Annotated in this window: 19 protein-coding genes and 2 pseudogenes; 9 read left to right on the top strand and 12 right to left on the bottom strand. The window is 61.4% G+C overall.

Annotated elements, in window-relative coordinates; translation table 11 throughout:
- Positions 1 to 27: 27 nt before the first annotated feature.
- Positions 28 to 210 (bottom strand): hypothetical protein, encoded by a 183-nt coding sequence (locus tag A4G99_RS25100; protein ID WP_150123053.1) that lies wholly within the window; start codon positions 208 to 210, stop codon positions 28 to 30.
- A 515-nt stretch (positions 211 to 725) separates the two neighbouring features.
- On the opposite strand from A4G99_RS25100, the gene deoC reads away from it, so the two are divergent.
- Positions 726 to 1,361 carry a deoxyribose-phosphate aldolase gene (gene deoC / locus A4G99_RS07270; protein ID WP_066141301.1) on the top strand — a complete coding sequence of 212 codons (636 nt, stop codon included), beginning with the start codon at positions 726 to 728 and terminating at the stop codon, positions 1,359 to 1,361.
- Positions 1,362 to 1,383: 22 nt separating this feature from the next.
- Here deoC and A4G99_RS07265 read toward each other — a convergent pair.
- Positions 1,384 to 2,111, bottom strand: a pseudogene (locus A4G99_RS07265) (hypothetical protein).
- A 211-nt stretch (positions 2,112 to 2,322) separates the two neighbouring features.
- The gene (locus A4G99_RS07260) at positions 2,323 to 2,601 is read right to left on the bottom strand and encodes a hypothetical protein (protein WP_150123052.1); all 279 of its coding nucleotides are present in this window, start codon (positions 2,599 to 2,601) and stop codon (positions 2,323 to 2,325) included.
- Between the two features lie 67 nt (positions 2,602 to 2,668).
- Here A4G99_RS07260 and A4G99_RS07255 point away from each other — a divergent pair, with 67 nt between their 5' ends.
- Together A4G99_RS07255 and A4G99_RS07250 are read left to right on the top strand one after the other, a co-directional pair.
- Positions 2,669 to 3,922, top strand: coding sequence for a tRNA (N(6)-L-threonylcarbamoyladenosine(37)-C(2))-methylthiotransferase (locus A4G99_RS07255; RefSeq protein ID WP_066141296.1), 1,254 nt, complete (start codon positions 2,669 to 2,671; stop codon positions 3,920 to 3,922).
- 358 nt (positions 3,923 to 4,280) lie between these two features.
- Entirely contained in the window at positions 4,281 to 4,595 is a 315-nt protein-coding gene (locus A4G99_RS07250; RefSeq protein WP_066141293.1) for a hypothetical protein, read from the top strand.
- Between the two features lie 56 nt (positions 4,596 to 4,651).
- On the opposite strand, the gene A4G99_RS07245 is transcribed toward A4G99_RS07250, so the two are convergent.
- The 3 genes from A4G99_RS07245 to A4G99_RS07235 all read right to left on the bottom strand — a co-directional run bounded on the left by A4G99_RS07245 (position 4,652) and on the right by A4G99_RS07235 (position 6,852).
- On the bottom strand, positions 4,652 to 5,176 hold the full coding sequence (locus A4G99_RS07245; protein WP_082837727.1) for a plastocyanin/azurin family copper-binding protein: 525 nt from the start codon (positions 5,174 to 5,176) through the stop codon (positions 4,652 to 4,654).
- A 90-nt stretch (positions 5,177 to 5,266) separates the two neighbouring features.
- Positions 5,267 to 6,223 (bottom strand): cation diffusion facilitator family transporter, encoded by a 957-nt coding sequence (locus tag A4G99_RS07240; RefSeq protein WP_066142433.1) that lies wholly within the window; start codon positions 6,221 to 6,223, stop codon positions 5,267 to 5,269.
- Positions 6,224 to 6,315: 92 nt separating this feature from the next.
- Positions 6,316 to 6,852, bottom strand: a complete 537-nt coding sequence (locus tag A4G99_RS07235) for an HIT domain-containing protein (RefSeq protein WP_066141287.1) — start codon at positions 6,850 to 6,852, stop codon at positions 6,316 to 6,318.
- 260 nt (positions 6,853 to 7,112) lie between these two features.
- Here A4G99_RS07235 and A4G99_RS07230 point away from each other — a divergent pair, with 260 nt between their 5' ends.
- The 3 genes from A4G99_RS07230 (at position 7,113) to A4G99_RS07220 (ending at position 9,871) form a co-directional block, all read left to right on the top strand.
- Complete coding sequence (locus A4G99_RS07230; protein ID WP_066141284.1) at positions 7,113 to 7,790, top strand: TrkA family potassium uptake protein; 678 nt, start codon at positions 7,113 to 7,115, stop codon at positions 7,788 to 7,790.
- Between the two features lies 1 nt (position 7,791).
- Positions 7,792 to 9,465: a TrkH family potassium uptake protein gene (locus A4G99_RS07225; protein ID WP_066141281.1), complete on the top strand. Its 1,674-nt coding sequence runs from the start codon at positions 7,792 to 7,794 to the stop codon at positions 9,463 to 9,465.
- Positions 9,466 to 9,670: 205 nt separating this feature from the next.
- Complete coding sequence (locus A4G99_RS07220) at positions 9,671 to 9,871, top strand: hypothetical protein (RefSeq protein ID WP_066141277.1); 201 nt, start codon at positions 9,671 to 9,673, stop codon at positions 9,869 to 9,871.
- A gap of 95 nt (positions 9,872 to 9,966) precedes the next feature.
- Here the strand turns inward: A4G99_RS07220 and map are convergent, their stop codons facing one another.
- Positions 9,967 to 10,860: a type II methionyl aminopeptidase gene (gene map, locus A4G99_RS07215; protein WP_066141275.1), complete on the bottom strand. Its 894-nt coding sequence runs from the start codon at positions 10,858 to 10,860 to the stop codon at positions 9,967 to 9,969.
- 67 nt (positions 10,861 to 10,927) lie between these two features.
- The gene (locus tag A4G99_RS07210; protein ID WP_066141273.1) at positions 10,928 to 11,827 is read right to left on the bottom strand and encodes an isoaspartyl peptidase/L-asparaginase; all 900 of its coding nucleotides are present in this window, start codon (positions 11,825 to 11,827) and stop codon (positions 10,928 to 10,930) included.
- Positions 11,828 to 12,031: 204 nt separating this feature from the next.
- Between A4G99_RS07210 and A4G99_RS07205 the strand changes: the two genes are divergently transcribed.
- Both A4G99_RS07205 and icd read left to right on the top strand, forming a co-directional pair.
- The gene (locus A4G99_RS07205; RefSeq protein WP_066141271.1) at positions 12,032 to 13,420 is read left to right on the top strand and encodes a PQQ-binding-like beta-propeller repeat protein; all 1,389 of its coding nucleotides are present in this window, start codon (positions 12,032 to 12,034) and stop codon (positions 13,418 to 13,420) included.
- 781 nt (positions 13,421 to 14,201) lie between these two features.
- Positions 14,202 to 15,467 carry an isocitrate dehydrogenase (NADP(+)) gene (gene icd / locus A4G99_RS07200; RefSeq protein WP_066141269.1) on the top strand — a complete coding sequence of 422 codons (1,266 nt, stop codon included), beginning with the start codon at positions 14,202 to 14,204 and terminating at the stop codon, positions 15,465 to 15,467.
- A 722-nt stretch (positions 15,468 to 16,189) separates the two neighbouring features.
- Here icd and A4G99_RS07190 read toward each other — a convergent pair.
- The 4 genes from A4G99_RS07190 to A4G99_RS07175 all read right to left on the bottom strand — a co-directional run bounded on the left by A4G99_RS07190 (position 16,190) and on the right by A4G99_RS07175 (position 18,914).
- The gene (locus A4G99_RS07190; RefSeq protein ID WP_066141264.1) at positions 16,190 to 16,450 is read right to left on the bottom strand and encodes a lipoyl domain-containing protein; all 261 of its coding nucleotides are present in this window, start codon (positions 16,448 to 16,450) and stop codon (positions 16,190 to 16,192) included.
- A complete protein-coding gene (locus tag A4G99_RS07185) occupies positions 16,443 to 17,462 on the bottom strand; it encodes an alpha-ketoacid dehydrogenase subunit beta (RefSeq protein ID WP_066141263.1) in 1,020 nt (339 codons plus the stop codon). Before A4G99_RS07185 ends, A4G99_RS07190 begins: the two co-directional genes overlap by 8 nt.
- Positions 17,462 to 18,457, bottom strand: coding sequence for a thiamine pyrophosphate-dependent dehydrogenase E1 component subunit alpha (locus tag A4G99_RS07180; RefSeq protein WP_066142431.1), 996 nt, complete (start codon positions 18,455 to 18,457; stop codon positions 17,462 to 17,464). Before A4G99_RS07180 ends, A4G99_RS07185 begins: the two co-directional genes overlap by 1 nt.
- Positions 18,458 to 18,578: 121 nt before the next feature.
- On the bottom strand, positions 18,579 to 18,914 hold the full coding sequence (locus tag A4G99_RS07175; protein WP_066141260.1) for a cupin domain-containing protein: 336 nt from the start codon (positions 18,912 to 18,914) through the stop codon (positions 18,579 to 18,581).
- A gap of 192 nt (positions 18,915 to 19,106) precedes the next feature.
- On the opposite strand from A4G99_RS07175, the pseudogene A4G99_RS27040 reads away from it, so the two are divergent.
- Positions 19,107 to 19,834 (top strand): annotated as a pseudogene (locus A4G99_RS27040) (hypothetical protein).
- Positions 19,835 to 19,839: the final 5 nt, after the last annotated feature.

Raw genomic sequence — 19,839 nt, 5'->3', positions numbered from 1 at the left:
TGCGAGAGCGCGTGGGTAAGGGTTGCGCTACGGGATGGATGACGGATTCGATTCGTTGGGTGGTCGTTTTATCGGGAGCACAGCGTCTTCGAGGGAGACGGAGAAAGCCCCCGTCCGTTCGCTACGGGTCGTGTCTGGCTGATGTGTAGTTGCAATTACGAGGAAGACTTCCTCGAAAGCCCCCGCCCGCTCGCGGTCGCTCAGCGACATCTCGCCTCGGCATAACCGCCTGCCTCGGCGAGAGGGGTCACTGAGACGACCAGGCGGTGCGCGAACGGGCGGCCCCTTTCACCCCCACCCACACGACAGCACCGGACCACACACCTCCCCAGCCGATTCCTCCGGGAGAGCAAAGCTTTCCCTCCGTCATCCCTCGCACGATAGCCAGCAGGACCGAGGATAGTATTCATCCTCGTCCTGCTGCCCGCGCGCCACCCTGTTGGACGAGCTGATCGAGACGAACAGCCGCTGCGGCACGCGAAGTCCTCGTGAACCGGACAGGGGCTTTCTAAGACTTCGTCGCAGTAGCTGTGTTCTCACGAAAAGTAGGGTCATTTCGAAGCGAGCGTGACGAAGTCTCCTCTCGGCAACAGAAGCCGCGGAAGAATCGAAAACGTCGGTTCGTCGCAAGTAAACTGGAACCGAACCGCCACCAACCCACGAAACACCCATTCATCACCATCGTGATAGCGGGATTTTTACCCTGCGGGTCCATCCCACCGGCTATGAACGAAGCCGAACTCGCGGAAAAAATCGATCACACGGTGTTGGGACCGGAGACGACCCTCTCGGACGTGGAGAAGGTGATGAACGAAGCGGAGGAGTACGGAATGAACGCCTGTATTCCGCCGTGCTACCTCGCCGAGGCGGCCGAATATCAACCGGACGTGACGCTCGCGACGGTCGTCGGGTTCCCGCACGGGCAGCACGCGACGGACGCGAAGCGCGAGGAAGCGGTGGTCGCGTGGGACGACGGCGCGGACGAACTGGACATGGTCATCAACGTCGGACGACTGAAGGCGGGCGAACACGACGCGGTGCGGGCGGATATCGAGGACGTCGTCGCCGCCGTGCCGGTCCCGGTGAAGGTCATCATCGAGACGGCGCTCCTCACCGACGAGGAGAAACACGACGCCTGCCGGTTGGCGAAGGAGGCCGACGCGGCGTTCGTCAAGACCTCGACCGGGTTCGCCGACGGCGGCGCTGAAGTCGAGGACGTGGAACTGATGGCGGAGTACCTGCCGGTCAAAGCCAGCGGCGGTATCGGCGACTACGAAAAAGCGAAGGCCATGCTCGACGCCGGTGCGGAGCGCATCGGCGCGAGCAGCGGCGTGGAAATCGTCGAGGATTTCCGCGGATAGGCCGCGAAAACCCACCCATCTTTCAGTCGTCGTCGCTCGGTTGCGGACTGGGCGTGCCCTGTCGAGCGCTGCTCATCCAGCCGTCGATGTGCTCGGCGACGTAGTCCCGTCCGCCCCAACCGAACGCCACACCGGCACCGATGGCGATGGCGGCGGCGACGCCCCACGCGAGGGCGCGAGCGAAGAGGTAGAGGATGCCCACGTCGATTCCCATCGTATCGAGGCCGATGACGATGGCGGTGAAGTACAGGAACATCCGGGTACCCGTGGCGAACCACGTCGTGTAGTCGGTGTGGTCGCCGCGCGGGTTCGCATGATGGCGTCGCCGATGAAGTCGGCCACGACGAAGCCCAGCACGATGACGAGCAGTCCGGCGATCAGCGCCGGAAGGTACGAGACGGCCGTCGAAACCCACAGTGACAGCGTCGAGATGGCGAGCACGTTCGCCGCCGCGAGGATGGCAAGTGCGTAGATGAACCACGCGGCGAGTTTGCCGAACGCGCCCGACACGGCGCTTTCCGTTCCGCCGAGCATCCGGCCGAGCGGCGTGTCGAGTACCATTCTGTCGAGTTCGATCCTGTCGGCGATTCGGCGGACGACGGCGGCCGCGCCGCGACCGATAACCCAGCCGATGAGCAGGATGACGATCGCGCCGACGAGACGCGGAAGCAGTGCGATGAACCCCGAAACGGGGTCTTGGACCCATCCTGGGAGTCCACTAGCTTGTAAAAGGATGTCGTATTGTGTCATGGTTTGTTCTCTCCCCACGCAGTCGCGTGGTTCACACGTTGGTTGGGCCACAGCCAGTTTGTTGTTGGCCGCCTAAATCGTGCGAGTAGAAGGGTAACGTCGAATGAATCCGGTTACGTTTCTCATCGAATGGTGTCCGAAAAAGGGAACGAAATCCGGAATACTGACAGAATAAGGACAATCTGAGCGCGAAACGGCGTGGACGAAAGAGTCAGCCTTCGCTGTGATTTCGGTCGTCTCCGGGTGCGGGGACACGAACCATTACCGTCGGATGCGAAACCGATGACAGGATTTGGGGAAGATTCAGTCCTCTCGGAGCGCGTACAACATCAATGCAGTCCCCCGTCTCCTCGGTGGCGACGAACGGCGTTCCGCCCGCGATGACGGACGCGTTCCGGACCGAATTCTCGAACTCGCGTTTCCAACGCTTCGCGTCGAACCGGGTGTCCCCGCCGCCCGAGTTCTCCATCGCGGAATGTGCACGTATCACACCGTTTGCGGCACGAACGCCACCCAATCGTCGCCCTTTTGCCCGCGTAGGCGAAAGCGAGGAGTGAATGGCCCGGTATCACATCGAAACCTACGGATGCACCTCGAACCGAGGTGAGAGTCGCCAGATAGAGTCCGCGCTGCGCGACGCTGGCCACTACCGCGTCGAGGGACCAGAGGGTGCGGACGTCGCTATCATGAACACCTGCACCGTCGTCGAGAAGACGGAGCGGAACATGGTTCGCCGGGCCAAAGAACTGCAATCGGAGACGGCGGATCTCATCATCACAGGCTGTATGGCGCTCGCACAGGGCGAGGAGTTCAGAACCGAGGGCGTGGACGCTCAAATCCTCCACTGGGACGACGTGCCCACGGCCGTCACGAACGGCGAATGTCCGACCCCCGGCCCCGGCGTCGAACCCGTGTTGGACGGCGTCGTCGGCATCCTCCCCATCGCCCGCGGGTGCATGTCGAACTGCTCGTACTGCATCACGAAGCACGCGACGGGCAGAATCGAGTCGCCGTCCGTCGAGGAGAACGTCGAGAAGGCCCGGGCGCTCGTCCACGCGGGCGCGAAGGAACTCCGGATCACCGGACAGGACACCGGCGTCTACGGATGGGACCAAGGCGAGCGGAAACTCCACGTCCTGCTCGACCGCATCTGCAACGAGATAGAGGGCGACTTCCGGGTTCGGGTCGGCATGGCCAACCCGAAGGGCGTTCACGGCATCCGCGAAGAACTCGCACAGGTGTTCGCCGAGAACGACGAACTGTACAACTTCATCCACGCGCCGGTGCAGTCCGGGTCGAACGACGTGCTCGGCGACATGCGCCGTCAGCATCAGGTCGAGGAGTACGTCGAAATCGTCGAGACGTTCGACGAGTATCTGGACTACTGGACGCTCTCGACGGACTTCATCGTCGGGTTCCCCACCGAAACCGACGAGGACCACGAACAGAGCATGGCGCTCCTGCGAGAAACGCGCCCCGAGAAGCTCAACGTCACCCGGTTCTCCAAGCGGCCGGGGACCGACGCCGCGGACATGAAGGGTCTCGGCGGGACGATCAAGAAGGAGCGCTCCAAGGCGATGTCCGAACTCAAGATGGACATCGTCGGCGCGGCCTACGACGACATGGTCGGCACCGAAAAGCGCGTGATGGTCGTGGAGGAAGGCACCGGCGACTCCGTGAAATGCCGGGACGGAGCCTACCGACAGATCATCGTCCAGCACGCCTCCGAGCACGGCATCGAACCCGGCGACTTCCTCGACGTGGAGATCACCAGCCACCAGACCGTCTACGCGTTCGGCAAACCGGTCTGAAGCGTCGATAGCGGGGATTTCGGCTCTATCGTTTTCTTCGAGCGAGCGCGTTCTGTTTTCCCGCGATTTCAGTAGCGACTCCGATACCGGTCCAGAAATCACCGAAGTCACTGAGCGACGCTCGCGTGATCAGGCGGACGGTTTCGAGACCGATACTGCCAGTTGAATAGCTGTTCAACTATTCAATTATGTTTTCCGCGAACGGTCAGGCTTCTGAGCCGTCGGCGAGGCGTGGGTTGCCGTTGTAAACCCGACGGTTCGCGGAACGTGGTGAGGTTCGTTACGGCATGGGTTATGCGGACGAATTCGATGTCGGTACAACGACGACAGCGCCGAGTGGTCGCTCCCCGACGACGCGGTGGCGAAACTCTCCAAGCCTGCTCCGAAGTTCGAACTCCAGTCGTTCGACGCGACGATGGAAGGTTCGAACGCGAAACTCACGTTCACGGCGAAAAAAGTCTCGAAGAACGACGGACGGTTCCTCGCGGCGCTGTACTGGCCGACGGACGAGATGTCCGACGACGACGAATCGACTATCATCGAGCGCTCGGTCGCGGCCGACGGAACGGTCGAGTGGTCGAAGGAGTTCGGGACGGAGTACACGACCGGGACGGTAAGCACTCGCATCGATGGGGCCGTGACCGGCACCGCAAAAGTAGACGTCGAGGAGTAGAACGAATATCGGAGCGGCGGGACGAACCGAGGACGATGGATATCGAAGGACGTCAGTCAGTTCCCGTTTCCGGTCGTTGTCGTCGTCTCTCCGGACGTCGTCGTCGCTTTGCTTCCCGTCGTCGTCTTCCCGCTACCGCCGTCCGTTTCGTTGGTTTTCGTCCCGCCGTTTTTCGAACTCTCCTTCACCGTCACGGAGCCGACCATCCCGATGGAACGGTGGGGGTTGCAGTAGTAGTGGTAGTAGCCGGGAACGTCGAACGAATGGGTGTAGCGATAGCCGTCGTGGTACAGTTTGCCCTTCCCGCCGGGCGTCCCCTCCCAGTTCGCGTCCTTGGGTTGCTTGTTGACGACGATGTTGTGTCTGTTCGATTTCCACTCCCACGCGACCGTCGTTCCGGCGGTGATGGTGAGGTTCTCGGGGTCGAATCGGTAGTTGCCGTTCGCACCGACTATCACAGTCGTGTCCGCAGGAGTCTCGTCCGGCTCGGGCTGGCTGCTCGAACAGCCAGCGAGCGTCGCGCTGACGACCGTCGTTCCGGTCGCCTTCAGTAGCATCCGCCTGCTAAGAGAGGGAGTCATGAGAGTACGTTCGTCACTCTCTCCTCTCGATAAAAGAATACTGATACCGATTCTCAGTTACTGAAAACCCGAAGGACGTTTCTCCTTAGTTTATTGCGATGATGACCCATCCGTTCGCCCCTCCTCGTCGCCGACCGGCGTCTCCGCCAACCTGTCGGCCTCGGCGTCCGATTTCCATTCGCCGAGTTCCTTCGGGTCGATATGGATGAAAACGTCGTCCACGTTTGGAATGTTCCGAATGCTGTTCATCAGGTCGGTTTCGATGTCGTGGGCTTCGATGAGCGTCCGGTCGCCTTCCACCTCGATGTGCATGCTCACGTCGATTTCCGGGCCGACGTAGTGGGCGACGACGTCGTGCACGCCCTCGACGTCCGGATGTGAGAGCGCGCGTTGGACGATGATCGCACGGAGGTCCTCCGGCGGTGCGCGGCCGACCAGGTAGTCCACGTTGTCGCGGACGATTTCCCAGCCGGTGTACAGAATCCCGAACGAGACCACGCCCGCCGCGAGGGGGTCGAGGACGGGAAGCCCGATCCGAGCGCCGAGCACACCGACGAGGGCCGCCGTGGCGGTCAGGATGTCGTTTCGGTTGTCCAACCCGGCCGCGACCACCGCGGGCGAGTTGACCGCCTCACCGACTCGCAGGCAGTAGCGATAGAGTCCGTATTTCACGACGCCCGTACCGGCGAGGACGACGACCGCGAGAACGCTCGTCGTCGTCGTGATGTCGCCGGAGAGGATCGAGGTTCCGGCCCGCCACAGCACCAACCCGCCCGCCGCGAACACCCCGAGCGCGACGAACAGCGAGACGAACGGCTCGATTCGCTCGTGCCCGTGCGGGTGCTCGAAGTCCGGCGGCTGTGTCGTCAGGTACAATCCGGCGAGAACGACGACGCTGTAAATCGCATCCGAGAGGCTGTTGATGGCCTCCGAACCGACCGCGAGACTCCCGGTCTGGAACCAGACGGCTCCTTTGGCGACGGCTAAGAGGAGGTTCGCCGTGAGGATGATGGCTCCCGCCGTTCGAATAGCCCCCGCCCGATTCATCGTTCGTGATTGGACCGCACGCCGTATGGGTATGTCGGCGGGCGGGTCGTTGTCGGCGGGCGGATCGTTGTCGGCGGGAGTCGGCGACGAACTCACTCCTCGAACGAAACCGCCGCGTCCGGGTTCGGCACGGTCGCACCCTCCTGTTCGGCGAACGCGGCGTGCAGTTTCTCGTAGGTGTCATCGAGCCCCTCCACGATGACTTTCGTGTCCGAGATGACGGGCATGAAGTTCGTGTCGCCGCTCCAGCGCGGGACGACGTGCGTGTGCAGGTGGTCGATGGACCCGCCGCTCCCCTCGCCGATGTTCAGTCCGGCGTTGAAGCCGTCCGGCCCGAACGCGGCCTCCATCGCGTCGAACGTCCGCTGTTTCAGGTGTGCGTGGCCGAGCAGTGTTTCGTCGTCGAGGTTCGCGTAGTCGCTCTCGTGCACGTCCGGAATCACCATCGCGTGCCCCGGGTTGTACGGGTAGTTGTTGAGCATGACGAACGCGCGGTCGTTGCGCGCGACGACAAGATGTTCCCGCGCGTTCTCCCGACGCGGGAACTCGCAGAAAACACAGCCGTCGAACTCCTCGTCGCTATCGCGCTCGACCCACTCCATCCGCCACGGTGCGAAGACCTGTTTCATATCGGGATGTCGTCGGGGGACGGTTTAGGTTTTCAGACTCGTCTCGGGGGCGGTCGTTTCGAGCGGGAAGTGCAGGGCTAGTCCCGAAGTGAACGAATTTCCCTCTAAACAGCGGTTACAGTCGATTTAAGCCATTCATAACCGTGTCGAAAGGAACACTTACCGGAATCGAACCGCCGTCACGACCGGCGGAGGACGATGTCAGAGAGACGTGACAACAGTATCTTTTCAACCGATGACTCCGGAGGAAGGAGTAACGAATGTATCTCATCATCGTCGGCGCGGGCGATATCGGCTCGCAACTCATCGGCATTGCGACACAGGACAACAACGACGTGGTGGTAATCGAAAAGGACGCCGAGCGGGCGGAACGCGCGTCGGTGGAGTTCGACTGTCTCGTCCTCCACAACGACGCGACGATTCTCGACACGTTGGAGGAAGCGGGGGCGAACCGCGCGGACGCGCTCATCAGTACGACGGACCAGGACGCGACGAACATCATGGTCTGCCTGCTGGGACAGGAACTGGAAATCCCGTCGCTCGTCTCGGTGGTGCACAACACCGAGCACATGAGCATCTTCCGCCAACTCGGCGTGAACGTCATCGAGAACCCGCAACGACTCATCGCGAACTACCTCTATCGGGCGGTCAAACGCCCGTCCATCAAGGATTACATGAAGGTCGGAAAGACGGCCGAGGTGTTCGAAATCACGGTCGATTCCTACGCCCCCATCGCCGGTCTCACGCTGTCGGAAGCGGCGGACGACGGGTTGTTCGACGAGGGAATGCTCGTCGTCGCTATCGACCGCGAGAACGAGGTCATCACGCCCCGCGGAAACACGAAAATAGAGGGCGGAGACGTGGTCACCGTCTTCTCCGAAAACGGTGCGACGCCGAAAGTGACCGACATCTTCGGTCACTACGAGGATCACGGCTGAGATGGTTCGACGCAATACGGTCGCGGGCGTTCCGGCACACCTCGCAACCATCCTTCGGGACGTGGGTGCACTCGTCCTGATACAGGCCGTGATGATGACGTTCACCGTCGTCGTCGCGCTGGCGTTTCGGGAGTGGTACGTGGCGCTCGCGTTCCTGCTTTCCGGGGGAATCACGGCCGGAATGGGGGGTGCGGCCCGGAGGCTCTTCGAGGACGCACCCGATCCGGTGATGAAACACGGGATGGTCATCGCCGCCGGAGGGTGGTTCGCCACCGCGGTGTTCGGTGGATTGCCGCTGTTTCTCGCCGCACACCTCACGCCGGTTTCGGTGATGAACACCTACGTTCCGGTCGGGGCGGAGTATCAACCGATCCAGGTCGGCGGCGCGACCACGATGTCGAGCCTCGCGTACTTCCAAAACCCGCTTCACGCGCTGTTCGAGAGCATGTCCGGGTGGACGGGGAGCGGCCTGACGATGGCGGTACACGAACCGTCGTTGCCGCGTGCCGTCCAGTGGTGGCGGTCGTTCATCCAGTGGGTCGGCGGCGTCGGCGTTATCGTCCTCACGACCGCAATCCTCGCCCGACCCGGGAGCGGGAGCTACGCGCTCTACCGGGCGGAAGCACGGGAGGAGCGGATTCATCCGAGCATCATCCACACCGTCCAGACCGTGTGGCGTATCTTCCTGCTCTACACCGCGATTTCCGTGTCGGCGCTGTTTCTCGCCATCCTCGTCGCAAAGCCGGAGTTACCGCTGTTCGACGTCTTCTGGCAGGCGCTCAACGAGGCGATGACCGCGCTTTCGACGGGCGGGTTCAGCGTGACGGACAACTCCATCCAGTCCTACGATTCGCCGCTGGTCGAAGGGGTGTTGCTCCCCATCATGACGCTCGGCGCAATCGCGTTCCCGATTCACTACGTCATGCTTCGGAACAGGGACGCGAAACCGCTGATTTCGGACACCCAGACGCGCTGGCTGTTCATCCTCTACGCCGTCGGCATCCTCGGTCTCTCCATCCAGAACATCGTCGCACTCCCAACCGCGAGCGAGGCGTTCGGCGCGGTCGGTTGGATCGGACTCGGAAATCTCGGAGTGTCGCCGACGGCGGCCGACGCGGCCCGCGATGCGACGTTTCAGTTCGTGAGCGCGCTGACCTGCACCGGCTTTCAGTCCTCTGATATCGGGAAGTGGAGCGCCGGTGGGAAACTCATCCTCAGCGCGGCGATGGTGCTCGGCGGGGCCGCCGGGAGCACGGTCGGCGGCATCAAAATCATCCGTGGCTACATGATAAGCAAAGGGATTCAGTGGGAGTTCACCCGTGTCTTCCTCCCGTCTTCGGCCGTCGTCAACGTCCGAATCGGGGACCGCGTGCTCAAGCGAGACCAGATGTTCGAGGAGTTCAGCGAGGCGTCAATCGTGAGTATGCTGTGGATAATCCTGCTCATCTCGGGGAGCCTCGTTCTCGTCAACGTCGCGCCGGGGCACGGTTACGCGGACTCGTTGTTCGAAGTCGCCAGCGCACAGGGGAACGTCGGACTCTCGACCGGAATCGTCGGCCCGACGATGTCGTCGCTCGGCGAGGGGATGCTCGTTCTTAACATGTGGGTCGGTCGTCTGGAGATAATCCCGGTTCTCGTATTTCTCCGCTCGGCCGTCCTCGGACTTAACCCCTAATCAAGTATTTAAAGTATTCGGCTGTTGTAGAGTGTTCCAGCCTCATTAACGGTTCAGGGAGCTCTATAAACGAAATGGGACACTCAGAACCCGTGGAATGGCAAAACCGCAAGAAGGCGTTGGAATAAACGGTTCGAACGCCACCCAACAGAGAGGGGTTTTTATGCTCGTGTCAGGGCTTGTATGATCCGAGCAGGAAGTCACTATGGCAACAAAAAATCAGGGGTTCTCGGCAATGGTAGAACTGTGCGATAATTGCGGCCGCGAGACGTCACACGAGGTCTCCGTGGAAATCAGAACCGAGAGCAAGAAACGGGAAAACGCCGAGTTCTCCCGAGAACCGTACCGAGTCACGCGATGTCAGTCGTGTGGTGAGGAGAAAAGCCAGCGGATGAACAACGCGTAATCGAATCGCTGATTCTAGTCGGCGGCAGTCACTATCCTCGATCTCGTGGTCGTTCCGGAGCACGTGTCACCGAAATATGACTACAGAAAAGTTGATTATTCAGTGAACACTTCACAACCGTCCTCGGTGACGATGACCGAGTGTTCCTTCTGGCTGACGAGGTAGCCGTCCTCTTCCTTGAGCACCGGGTAGCCGTGAACGATGTCGTTCATCTTCAAGCGGCGGAGTGCCATCGTCGGTCGGGAGACGTCCAACCACCGAGTGGCGAACGGAAGGGTACGGAACTCCTCGGTGATCTGTGAGAGCGCTTTCCGGGCGCTTCGATCACGAACCGACGATTCCCGTTCGAGGGCGAAAATCTCCTCCTCCGCTCCTTCGCCGACTTTCCCGCTGCCGTCCGTGGCGAACGGTTCGATGGCGACAACGTCACCGACTTCCAGTTCGACGCCGCGTTCGACGGCGAGGTTCGGGATGTTCGGGTCCGTGTGCTGTTCGTAGTGGGCGAGACCGTGTCCCGAGAGATTGACGACGGGGTTGTAGCCGTATCCGTCGATGACGGACTCGATTTTCGCCCCGATTTCGCCGGTCTCGACTCCCGGTTCGACGATTTCGAGCGCGGCGTCGAGCGCTTCCGCGCTCGCCTCCACGAGGTCGTCGTTCCCGGAGAGGTCCACCGTAATCGCGGTGTCCGCCAGCCAGCCATCGACGTGGACGCCGATGTCGAGGTTGACCATGTCCTCGCCGAACGTGGTTTCGTCGTCGATGCCCGGCGTCGCGTGGGCGGCCTCCTCGTCGATGCTGATGTTGACGGGGAACGCCGGTTTCCCGCCGAGTTCGCGGATTCGGTCCTCGGCGAACTCCGCGACTTCGAGGTGGGTCACGCCGACGTCGACTTTTTCGGCCGCCTCCGCTCGCACCTGTGCGAGGATTTCACCGGCTTCCCGATGCTTTTCGTACTTCTCGGCAGAGAGGTCTACCTCTTCGCTCATACTCCGTTATTCATCCGAACGCCGGAAAGAGTTTGCGTTACGGCGAAACGGGGGCAATGCGACGAATCTACCGGTTCACGGCGGTCTGCATCGCGTCGGTGTTGAACGCGCTTCCGGAATTACCATCGCGGTCGAGAACGATGACGCCCGCTTCCGATCCGGTGAGTTCCGCGAACTCCTCGATTGCGCGGTCCGCCGCTTCCCCTGCATCGTATCCCGATTCGAGGTGGCGAACCGCTCGGCGGGTGAGCGTCGCTTTGGCGATGTCCTCACCGGCACCGGTCGAACTCGCCGCACCGGCGGGGGCCGCGTAGAACCCGCTTCCGATTTGCGGCACGTCGCCGACCCGCCCAGCGAGCGCGAGCCATCTACCGCCGGTCGAAGTCGCCGCCGCGAACTGCGTGCCGTCGTAGGCGACAGCGCCGACCGTATCGTGGTCTCGCGGGTCGCCCCCGCTCGACTCCTCCGCGGCGCTGCGCGCCGCGCTCCCCCCGAATTTCTCGCGAAGCAAATCGAGATGCTCGCTCGGCGACCCCTCGGGCGTATCCTCCTCCGCCCATCGCTCCCGGCTTTTTTCGCTCCAGAGGTCGACGCCCGTTTCGACGCCGAAGTCGGCGGCGAGGTCCACCGCGTGCTCGCCGCTGACGAACACGTGCGGCGTCTCCTCCATCACGACGCGGGCCGCGCTGACGGCGTGTTCGACGCCGGGCATGGAACAGGCCGCGCCCGCTTCGCGGTCGCTCGTCATGATTCCCGCGTCGGTTCTGACTACCCCGTCGCTCTGGACCGCACCGCCGACACCGGCGTTGAATCGCGGCGAGGATTCGAGGACGTGGACCGCGGCTTCGACGGCGTCCACGACCGTTTCCGCTTCGCCGCCGACCTGCGCCGCTTCGTCGAGGACGCCCTGTCGAGGTGTCGGTTCGTCGGGTTCGCCGCCCGCACCGCCGTGCACGATGACGTTCATGGGGGTGCTCTCGCGTGCGGTGGCTTAAATACACGTCAAACGGCAGTCCGGTACGCGAATTCGTTTCCCTTCGAACCAGTTCAATGGATACGACAATATTCCCACGGATACTGTTGGATTATCTGACTGCTAATGGAGTATTTTGCCTGGATATTTAATTATAATACTGATAATTAAAATGTATTAATATTCATCAGTAGTTGCATGAGCGACCGACTCAAAGCAAACCGACGAACCGTGCTGTCGATGGCCGCCCTCGGTCTCGTCGGAAGCGGGACCGCCATCGCCAAACGAACCGCCAACAGTACCAGTTCCTCCAAGTCCGTTCTTGCCGAGTACGCCGATTTCGAACTAAGCTTCGACGACACGGGGTGGGCGCTACTGCAGCAGGACAGCGGTATGACGCGCTACAATCAGAATCCGAATCCCCCGACGGGAGCGGTGACGTCGCGGTGGGAGTTCGACCTCTCGGACGACGGCATCGACTTGCCACTCGTCTCGGACGGCACCGTCTACGCGATAACCAATATTCACGATGCCACGAGCGAACCGTACAAACAAACGCTGTACGCGCTCGATGCGGCCACTGGTACAGAACGGTGGAACGTCGAAGTCGAAGCGGGTGGTATTCAAAAGAACTTCGGTAGTAACAACCTCGCCGTCGCCGACGGTCGGGTTTATCTCAGCTGGAACGAAGATTGGGGCAAGGGAACACGGGCGTTCGACGCGGCAACTGGTGACGAGGTGTGGTCGATCGAGAACGGAAACAGCTGGCTCGTCTTGACCCACGACGGACTCGTCTTCGAGGATGCGGTCGGAGGGCGAGGCCTCACGTCCGTATCGAGAAAAGACGGGGGCGTACAGTGGACGCAAGACTTCGGGAGTAGATTCGACGGTCTGGTAGTAGCGACGGACGACTCAGTGTACGTCTCCGTCAAGTCCGACGATGGCCAGGCGGGGACACTGTACTCCTTGTCGGCTGCCACTGGGGAGACCGAGTGGGGCCGAGAATTCGAAGACGTAGGGGTGGTGGAACTGTTGGCGACCGAGTCGGACCTCTTCTACGACGCATTCGACGAACTCCTCTCCCTCGACCCCGAAACCGGAGAGACGGTCTGGTCGTGGACGTACACGCCGCAAGGCGAACCGGAGAACAAGTACATCGACGTACGTTCGGTTGGCGACGGACGGGTACACCTACACGTCGAGAGTACGCAACACCACGCGCTCGACGCGGAAACCGGGGACGAACTGTGGACAAAAGACCTCGGCGAACGACAGCAGGAACTCGTCGTCAGCGGCGATGTGGTGTACTACACCGAGGCACCAGCCCCCGACCCCGACTCGACGTACGACCCGTCGCCGGATTCCATCGTCGCCTGTGACGCCGAGACCGGTGAACGAATCTCGAAGCATACGTTCGAGAATACACTTCCAGAGGAGTTGATTCCCGTCGGGAACACCATCTACATGACGGCTGCGGGGGTGGACCTCGTCGCGTTGACCGCTGCCAAGTCCGGCGACGGAAGCGGAGACAGCAGCTCCGACGATTCCGATGAGGGTGGTTCCGACGACTCGGACGACGGTTGCTGACGCACGCGATTCATATTTTTGATCGTGTTGGAGGATACGTCGTAATCGTCCTCGGACAGTGATTCGAGAGCGAATCCGAAGCGGCTACTCGGAACGACGAGAGTCCGGGGTTGCGACGGACCACCGATAGATGTTCCGCGTGACGTACAGGCCGACCACGAGAACGATGATTCCCGTCGAAACGAGCGAGGCATTCACGATGAGAGGCGAAGTGTGCGCAGTGAATAGCCGAGGTGGAGCGGTCCAAAATACGTACACCTTATGAAGCAAAGCGAGTGTGAAAAACAGCCCGAACGCCGCGACGGCAAGCCCTAATCGTCGGATTTTCAGCGGTACCGTCGATTCCGTCGGAGATGTCTCTGCTGTAGAACGAGGCCCGGTTGGGGGGGCGAGAGACCACCGATAAATCTTCCATGTGAGGTATAAACCGACCACGAGGAAGATGATTCCAGCCAAAACGATTCCGATCTTCGTGGCTGAAGGAGAATTTCCGGAAGTGATCGACGGAGGCGGTGAGTTCCAAAAGACGTACACTTGATAGAGACCGAACAGGGTGAAAAACAACCCGAACGCTGCGACGACGAGACCCAACCGTCGAAGTTTCAGTGGTCCTATTGATTTCATCGAGAGTTGCTCAATTTTATCCGAACAAATATTTTGTGTGTGGGAGGAGATTGCGACCGTTCCCGTCACAACATTCTAGGAATCAAAGGGAGTATATCGCACACGCAAAGACAAACGGCAGGCCTTTTATCCTCCACCTTCCGATGTTCACACGTTCATGAGCTACGAGTACGACAAAGTAGAGGTTCCAGAAGACGGGGCCCAAATCACGTACGACGAGGAGACAGGCGAACTCGACGTACCGGAGAACCCCATCATCCCCATCATTCACGGGGACGGAATCGGGACGGACGTCGGCCCGGCAGCACAGAAAGTTCTCGACGCCGCCGCGAAAGCGACCGGCCGAGAGATCAATTGGATGCGCGTCTACGCCGGTTCGAGCGCCCGCGACAAGTACGACGAGAACCTCCCCGACGACACCGTCGAGGCGATCAAGGAGTTCAACATCGCGATCAAGGGGCCGCTCACGACGCCCGTCGGCGCGGGCTTCCGCAGCCTGAACGTCGCGCTCCGCAAGACGCTCGACCTGTACGCGAACGTGCGCCCGACCTACCACCTCGACGGCGTCCCGTCGCCCGTCAAACACCCCGAGGCGATGGACATGGTCTTCTTCCGTGAGAACACGGAGGACGTCTACGCCGGTATCGAGTGGGAAGCCGGAACCGACGAAGTCGAGGAAGTCAAGACCTTCGTCGAGGAGGACATGGGCTACGACGACGTGATCCACGACGGTCCGGTCGGCATCGGCATCAAGCCCATCACGGAGTTCGGCTCGAAGCGTCTCGTCCGCGAAGCGATCGAGTACGCCATCGAGAACGAACTCGACTCCGTCACCCTCGTCCACAAGGGTAACATCATGAAGTTCACCGAAGGCGCGTTCCGTGACTGGGGCTACGAACTCGCGGAGGAGGAGTTCGGCGACGTCACCATCACCGAGGACGAGCTTTGGGACGAGTACGACGGCGAACAGCCCGAGGACAAGATCGTGGTCAAGGACCGCATCGCGGACAACATGCTCCAGCAGTTGTTGACCCGTACCGACGAGTACGACGTTATCGCCACGATGAACCTGAACGGCGACTACATGTCCGACGCCGCCGGTGCCCAAATCGGTGGTCTCGGCATCGCACCGGGTGCGAACTTCGGTGAACACCGCTGTCTCGCGGAACCGGTCCACGGTTCCGCCCCGAAATACGCCGGTGAGGACAAGGTCAACCCGACCGCGATGATCCTCTCCGGCCGTCTCATGCTCGACTACATGGGTTGGAAGGACGCCAGCCAACTCGTCTACGACGCCGTCGAGGAGACCATCTCCTCCGGCGACGTCACCTACGACCTCGAACGCCAGATCGAAGGCGGCAACAAACTCGCCACCAGCGAGTACGCTGACGCCATCGTCGAGAATATAGAAAAACTCTCGTAGAGAGTTTTTCTGACCTTCGCGGCTCCGCCGCGAAGACATCGAAAAGTTGTTATATACAACTTTTCGTGCGCCCATAAATCGAAGATTTCTGGGAATATCGAGAAACTTTCGTAGAATGTTTTTGGGCTCCACTATCTCGTTATATTCTTACTGCTCGACTCGTCGGAGCTATCGGTTAACTGGATGACTCCCTTACTCGCTCTCGTTCGTCGTTCGGACTCCTTCGCACGAGAGCGTCCCAGTTGTCTGCCAGAGATCGACGAACGGATGTCCGTTCTTGGCACTGATCCATAACAACAATCCGTAACACGAGGTGTTCGGTTGGTCGAAATTGAACCGTCTCCAACCGGATTTGGGCTGGTCTTGGATGCGAACGTGGAGCACATACCCGTCCGGTTTGGTCGGGTAGCCTTCGAAACGGATGGGTCCCGTATTGGACCCGTCGGCCGGGGGGATCTCTTTCGAAGCCCGGTAGATAGGCTTTCCATCGTCAAGAAAGAGGACGCGAAGAGTGTGGGGTCGACGGTCGTGATTTACGGCCTCTAGTTTCGACAGAAGTGGGGGTGGCGACTGCTCGCTGAGCGCTGAACAGCCAGCAAGACCGACGATGAACGCCGCCCCACCGGATTTGAGCAATCCCCGACGTGTCAGCCGAGACATGTAGATATGAAATAAGAGCGATAATAAAATCTTTCTGAAAACAAACGGAAATCAGCGACGTGCTAAGGCCGAATTCGCGCCAGCGCGTCACCGCGTTCGAACTCACCGTTCTCGCCGACCAGTCGTTCCATCAACTCGCCCGTCGCGGGCGCGGGCACGTCCACGCTCACCTTCTCGATCTGAATCTCGGCGATGGTGTCGCCCTCCTCGACCTGCGTTCCCTCGCTGACGAACCAGTTCGAGACGACCGCCTCCTCGACGTCCATCGCATCCTCCGGCCAGACGGCGGCCGAATCGACCGGGACGAGGTCTCCGTCACTCATCGTTCACGGAGCGGATGGCGTCTGCGATGTCTTCGGTTCCGGGATTGACCTCCTGTTCCAGCGGGCGGGCGTACGGAATCGGCACGTCCGGCATGGTCACGCGTTCGACCGCGTCGAGGTCTGAGAGTCCGTTCTCCGCGGCCCGCGCGATGATCTCTCCCGAGACGCCGAACGAGTGATAATCCTCGTCCACCACGACGAGTCGGCCGGTCTTCGCCACCGATTCGACGATGGTCTCGGTATCCAGCGGCACCAACGTCCGGAGGTCGATGACTTCCGCGTCCACTTCGCCCTCATCCGCCAGTTCCTTGGCGGCCTCCATCGCACGGTGCACGTGCAGGCCGAGCGTGACGACGGTGACGTCATCGCCTTCACGTTTCACGTCCGCCTCGCCGAACTCGATGGTATAGTCCTCGTCCGGAACGGGCGTTTTCGGTCCCTCCGGGGCGGGCATCCACCCGATACCCATCAGGCGCTTGTGGAACATGAAGACGACCGGGTCGTCGTCGCGGATGGCCGCGTGCATGAGTCCTTTGGCGTCGTACGCCGTGGACGGGACGACCACCTTCATGCCCGGCAGATGGGCGAACGTTCCGTAGAGGGTTTGGGAGTGCTGTGCGGCATCGTTGTACGTGCCGCCGACGGCCGTCATCAACACCATCGGGACGGTGACGCTCCCGCCGCTCATGTAGGTGTTCTTGGCCATCTGGTTGTAGATCTGGTCCATGGCGACGCCGAAGAAATCCACGAACATCAACTCGGCAATCGGGCGCATCCCCTGTTGGGCCGCGCCGACCGCCGCGCCGATGAACGCGGTTTCGCTGATGGGCACGTCCATGATTCGGTCGTGGTCGAACTCGTCGAGGAGTCCCTGCGTGCTGTCGAAGATGCCGCCGTAGTCGGCGATGTCCTCGCCCATGACGAACACGTCGTCGCTTTCGCGCATCTCGTGGGCGATGGCGTCCACCATCGCACGACTCATCGTCAGTTCCTTTCCGTCCGATTCAGCCATCACTCATCACCTCGCAGGGTTTCCGCGTAGCCGTCCGGCGGATTCACGAACACGTCCTCGTAAGCCTCCTCCGGGTCGGGTTCCGGTTGCTCCTTCGCCCACGCGATGGCGTCCTCGACGCGCTCCGTTGCGCGCGAGCGGATGTCATCGATGGTTTCATCGTCGGTTCCCATCGAGCGCAAATCCTCCTCCAGTCGGTCGATCGCGTCGAGTCGCTGTGCGCGCTCGGTGTCCTCCGTCGGGCGATACCCTTCGGCGTCGCCCATGAAGTGACCCATCCGGCGGTGTACCTGCACCTCCAACAGCGTCGGCCCGTTGCCGTCCCGGGCGCGGCCGATGGCTTCACCCGCCGCCTCGTAGATGGCCACCGCGTCGTCGCAATCGACACGTTCACCGTGCATGTCGAACCCGTCCGCGCGCTGGGCACCGCTTTCCACGTCCGTCACGCGTCCCTTCGGCATGCTGATGGCCCAGTCGTTGTCCTCGACGACGAACACGACCGGCAAGTCGTGGACGCTGGCGAGGTTCAACGATTCGAGGAACCCACCTTGGTCGATGGCTCCCTCGCCGAGGAACGCCACGGCCACGCTGTCCTCGTTTCGAATCTTCGCCGCGAGTCCGGCACCGACCGCCGGTGGACACCCCTCGGCGATGATGCCGCTGGCCGCGAAGTTCACGTCCGGATCGAACAGGTGCATGTGCCCGCCTTTCCCCCGACAGAGGCCCGTCTCACGGCCGAATATCTCGGCGGTCATCCGCTCCAAATCCACGCCCTTGGCAATGGCGATGTGATGCGGTCGGTGCGGTCCCGTCACCGTGTCGTCGTCACGCAGATGCTGACACACACCTGCGCCGGACGCCTCGTGGCCTGCGGCGAGGTGCAACTCCCCCGGTATCGGCCCGGCAGAAATGTCGAACGCCGGTTGTTTCCCCTCCAGATACTCCTCCTGTAGTCGTTCCTCGTAGTGACGCGCCGTCACCATGTTTTCGAACATCTCCTCCAGTCCGCTGATTCCTATCATGGCACACTACCACGCAGAGGGACAACCCTCACGATAATAAGTTTCAGTTACGACGCGACGTGAATCGCACCCGACACGATTCTGGCTACTTCCATCACTCCCAGGGTACGTCGAGTCGCGGCGGACTGAAGATATCGATACCGCGAACCGGCTTGTCGGTTCGGTTCTCCGCCGCGTGGGGTTCATCGCTCGGAATCGCGTAGGAGTCACCCTGTTCGGTGGTGAACTCCTCGCCGTCCACGATGAACGTCAGCGCACCCCCATAGATGAAGCCGGTTTGCTCGTGTTCGTGGCTGTGTTCCGGCACGGTCGCACCGGGTTCAATGTGAAAGTGCTGGATGCTCATCCGCTGGCCGACGGCCAACTGTGCGAGATACACGCCGTCCGCAACTTCCGTCGCCTCACGATCCGAGAGGGCATTCGTATCCATGGGGAACACTCACATGCAACCGTCGTAAATCCCCCGGCGAACAGCTAAACACGAAGACGAGACCGACGACGAGTTCGAGAATCGTCAGCGGGTTTGCTTTGTCGTTGCACCGAACGCAACGTCCCGCTACGTTTTCTATCCGTGTTCGTCGCGACCGTGGCGACTTTATTCCACCCCGACCAACTCCCGGTAGTGACAGTCGTCGTTGCGACGGAGGACTTCGAGGTGTACCACGACGTGGTCGGCGAGCTACGCGACAGGGGTGTTCGCTTCACCACGGTCGAACCGGGTTCGGACCTCCCGGATGGTGCACGGATCGTCATCCGGGCGGAGGACGACGAGGTGCAGACCGGACTCCCGGTCATCGTGGCCGACCCGAAGCGGCCTCGAAAGGCCGTCGAGGAAGCGTTGACCGCGCTCCGTGGTGAGAACGGACGGACCGTCATCGGCATCGACCCCGGCACGCGCCCCGGTATCGCCGTCCTCTCGGGCGAGATGGTGATCGCGTCGTTTCACGTCCCGCTCGCGGACGCCGCGGAGGTGGTCCACGAGGAGATAGAGGATGCCATCGACCCGGTGGTCAGAATCGGTGACGGGGCACGGCTTCAAGGAGCGCAACTCATCCGCGAACTCGAAGACGTGCAAGTGGAACTGGTGGACGAAACCGGAACGACGCCGTACCTCGGGACCGGCGCGCGGGGCATGGGCGACGTTCTCGCGGCGGTCAACATCGCCCGAATGGAAGGTGAAATCGTGGAGGAGCGCGACATCGAACCGACGGCGGGCGAACTCGGCGTGATCAAACGCCGGTCGCGCGAGCGGTCGGCCGACAACCGCGAGATAGACGAGGAACTCGCACGGCGGGTCGCCGCGGGCGATTTGACATCGAGGAGGCGCTCGCGGAACACCGCGAGGAGTGAAAATT

Origin of the sequence: Haladaptatus sp. R4 (assembly GCF_001625445.1) — an archaeon.
Classification (GTDB): domain Archaea; phylum Halobacteriota; class Halobacteria; order Halobacteriales; family Haladaptataceae; genus Haladaptatus.
Note: the sequence above shows the minus strand (reverse complement) of the source record. Positions and strands in the feature narration are given on the sequence as shown.

What these genes read in the sequence shown, in the direction of transcription:
- A4G99_RS25100 (WP_150123053.1), bottom strand. Translation starts at nt 210, where the DNA reads ATGTCGCTGAGCGACCGCGAGCGGGCGGGGGCTTTCGAGGAAGTCTTC.
- deoC (WP_066141301.1), top strand. Translation starts at nt 726, where the DNA reads ATGAACGAAGCCGAACTCGCGGAAAAAATCGATCACACGGTGTTGGGA.
- A4G99_RS07255 (WP_066141296.1), top strand. Translation starts at nt 2,669, where the DNA reads ATGGCCCGGTATCACATCGAAACCTACGGATGCACCTCGAACCGAGGT.
- A4G99_RS07245 (WP_082837727.1), bottom strand. Translation starts at nt 5,176, where the DNA reads ATGACTCCCTCTCTTAGCAGGCGGATGCTACTGAAGGCGACCGGAACG.
- A4G99_RS07240 (WP_066142433.1), bottom strand. Translation starts at nt 6,223, where the DNA reads ATGAATCGGGCGGGGGCTATTCGAACGGCGGGAGCCATCATCCTCACG.
- A4G99_RS07235 (WP_066141287.1), bottom strand. Translation starts at nt 6,852, where the DNA reads ATGAAACAGGTCTTCGCACCGTGGCGGATGGAGTGGGTCGAGCGCGAT.
- A4G99_RS07230 (WP_066141284.1), top strand. Translation starts at nt 7,113, where the DNA reads ATGTATCTCATCATCGTCGGCGCGGGCGATATCGGCTCGCAACTCATC.
- A4G99_RS07225 (WP_066141281.1), top strand. Translation starts at nt 7,792, where the DNA reads ATGGTTCGACGCAATACGGTCGCGGGCGTTCCGGCACACCTCGCAACC.
- A4G99_RS07220 (WP_066141277.1), top strand. Translation starts at nt 9,671, where the DNA reads ATGGCAACAAAAAATCAGGGGTTCTCGGCAATGGTAGAACTGTGCGAT.
- map (WP_066141275.1), bottom strand. Translation starts at nt 10,860, where the DNA reads ATGAGCGAAGAGGTAGACCTCTCTGCCGAGAAGTACGAAAAGCATCGG.
- A4G99_RS07210 (WP_066141273.1), bottom strand. Translation starts at nt 11,827, where the DNA reads ATGAACGTCATCGTGCACGGCGGTGCGGGCGGCGAACCCGACGAACCG.
- A4G99_RS07205 (WP_066141271.1), top strand. Translation starts at nt 12,032, where the DNA reads ATGAGCGACCGACTCAAAGCAAACCGACGAACCGTGCTGTCGATGGCC.
- icd (WP_066141269.1), top strand. Translation starts at nt 14,202, where the DNA reads ATGAGCTACGAGTACGACAAAGTAGAGGTTCCAGAAGACGGGGCCCAA.
- A4G99_RS07190 (WP_066141264.1), bottom strand. Translation starts at nt 16,450, where the DNA reads ATGAGTGACGGAGACCTCGTCCCGGTCGATTCGGCCGCCGTCTGGCCG.
- A4G99_RS07185 (WP_066141263.1), bottom strand. Translation starts at nt 17,462, where the DNA reads ATGGCTGAATCGGACGGAAAGGAACTGACGATGAGTCGTGCGATGGTG.
- A4G99_RS07180 (WP_066142431.1), bottom strand. Translation starts at nt 18,457, where the DNA reads ATGTTCGAAAACATGGTGACGGCGCGTCACTACGAGGAACGACTACAG.
- A4G99_RS07175 (WP_066141260.1), bottom strand. Translation starts at nt 18,914, where the DNA reads ATGGATACGAATGCCCTCTCGGATCGTGAGGCGACGGAAGTTGCGGAC.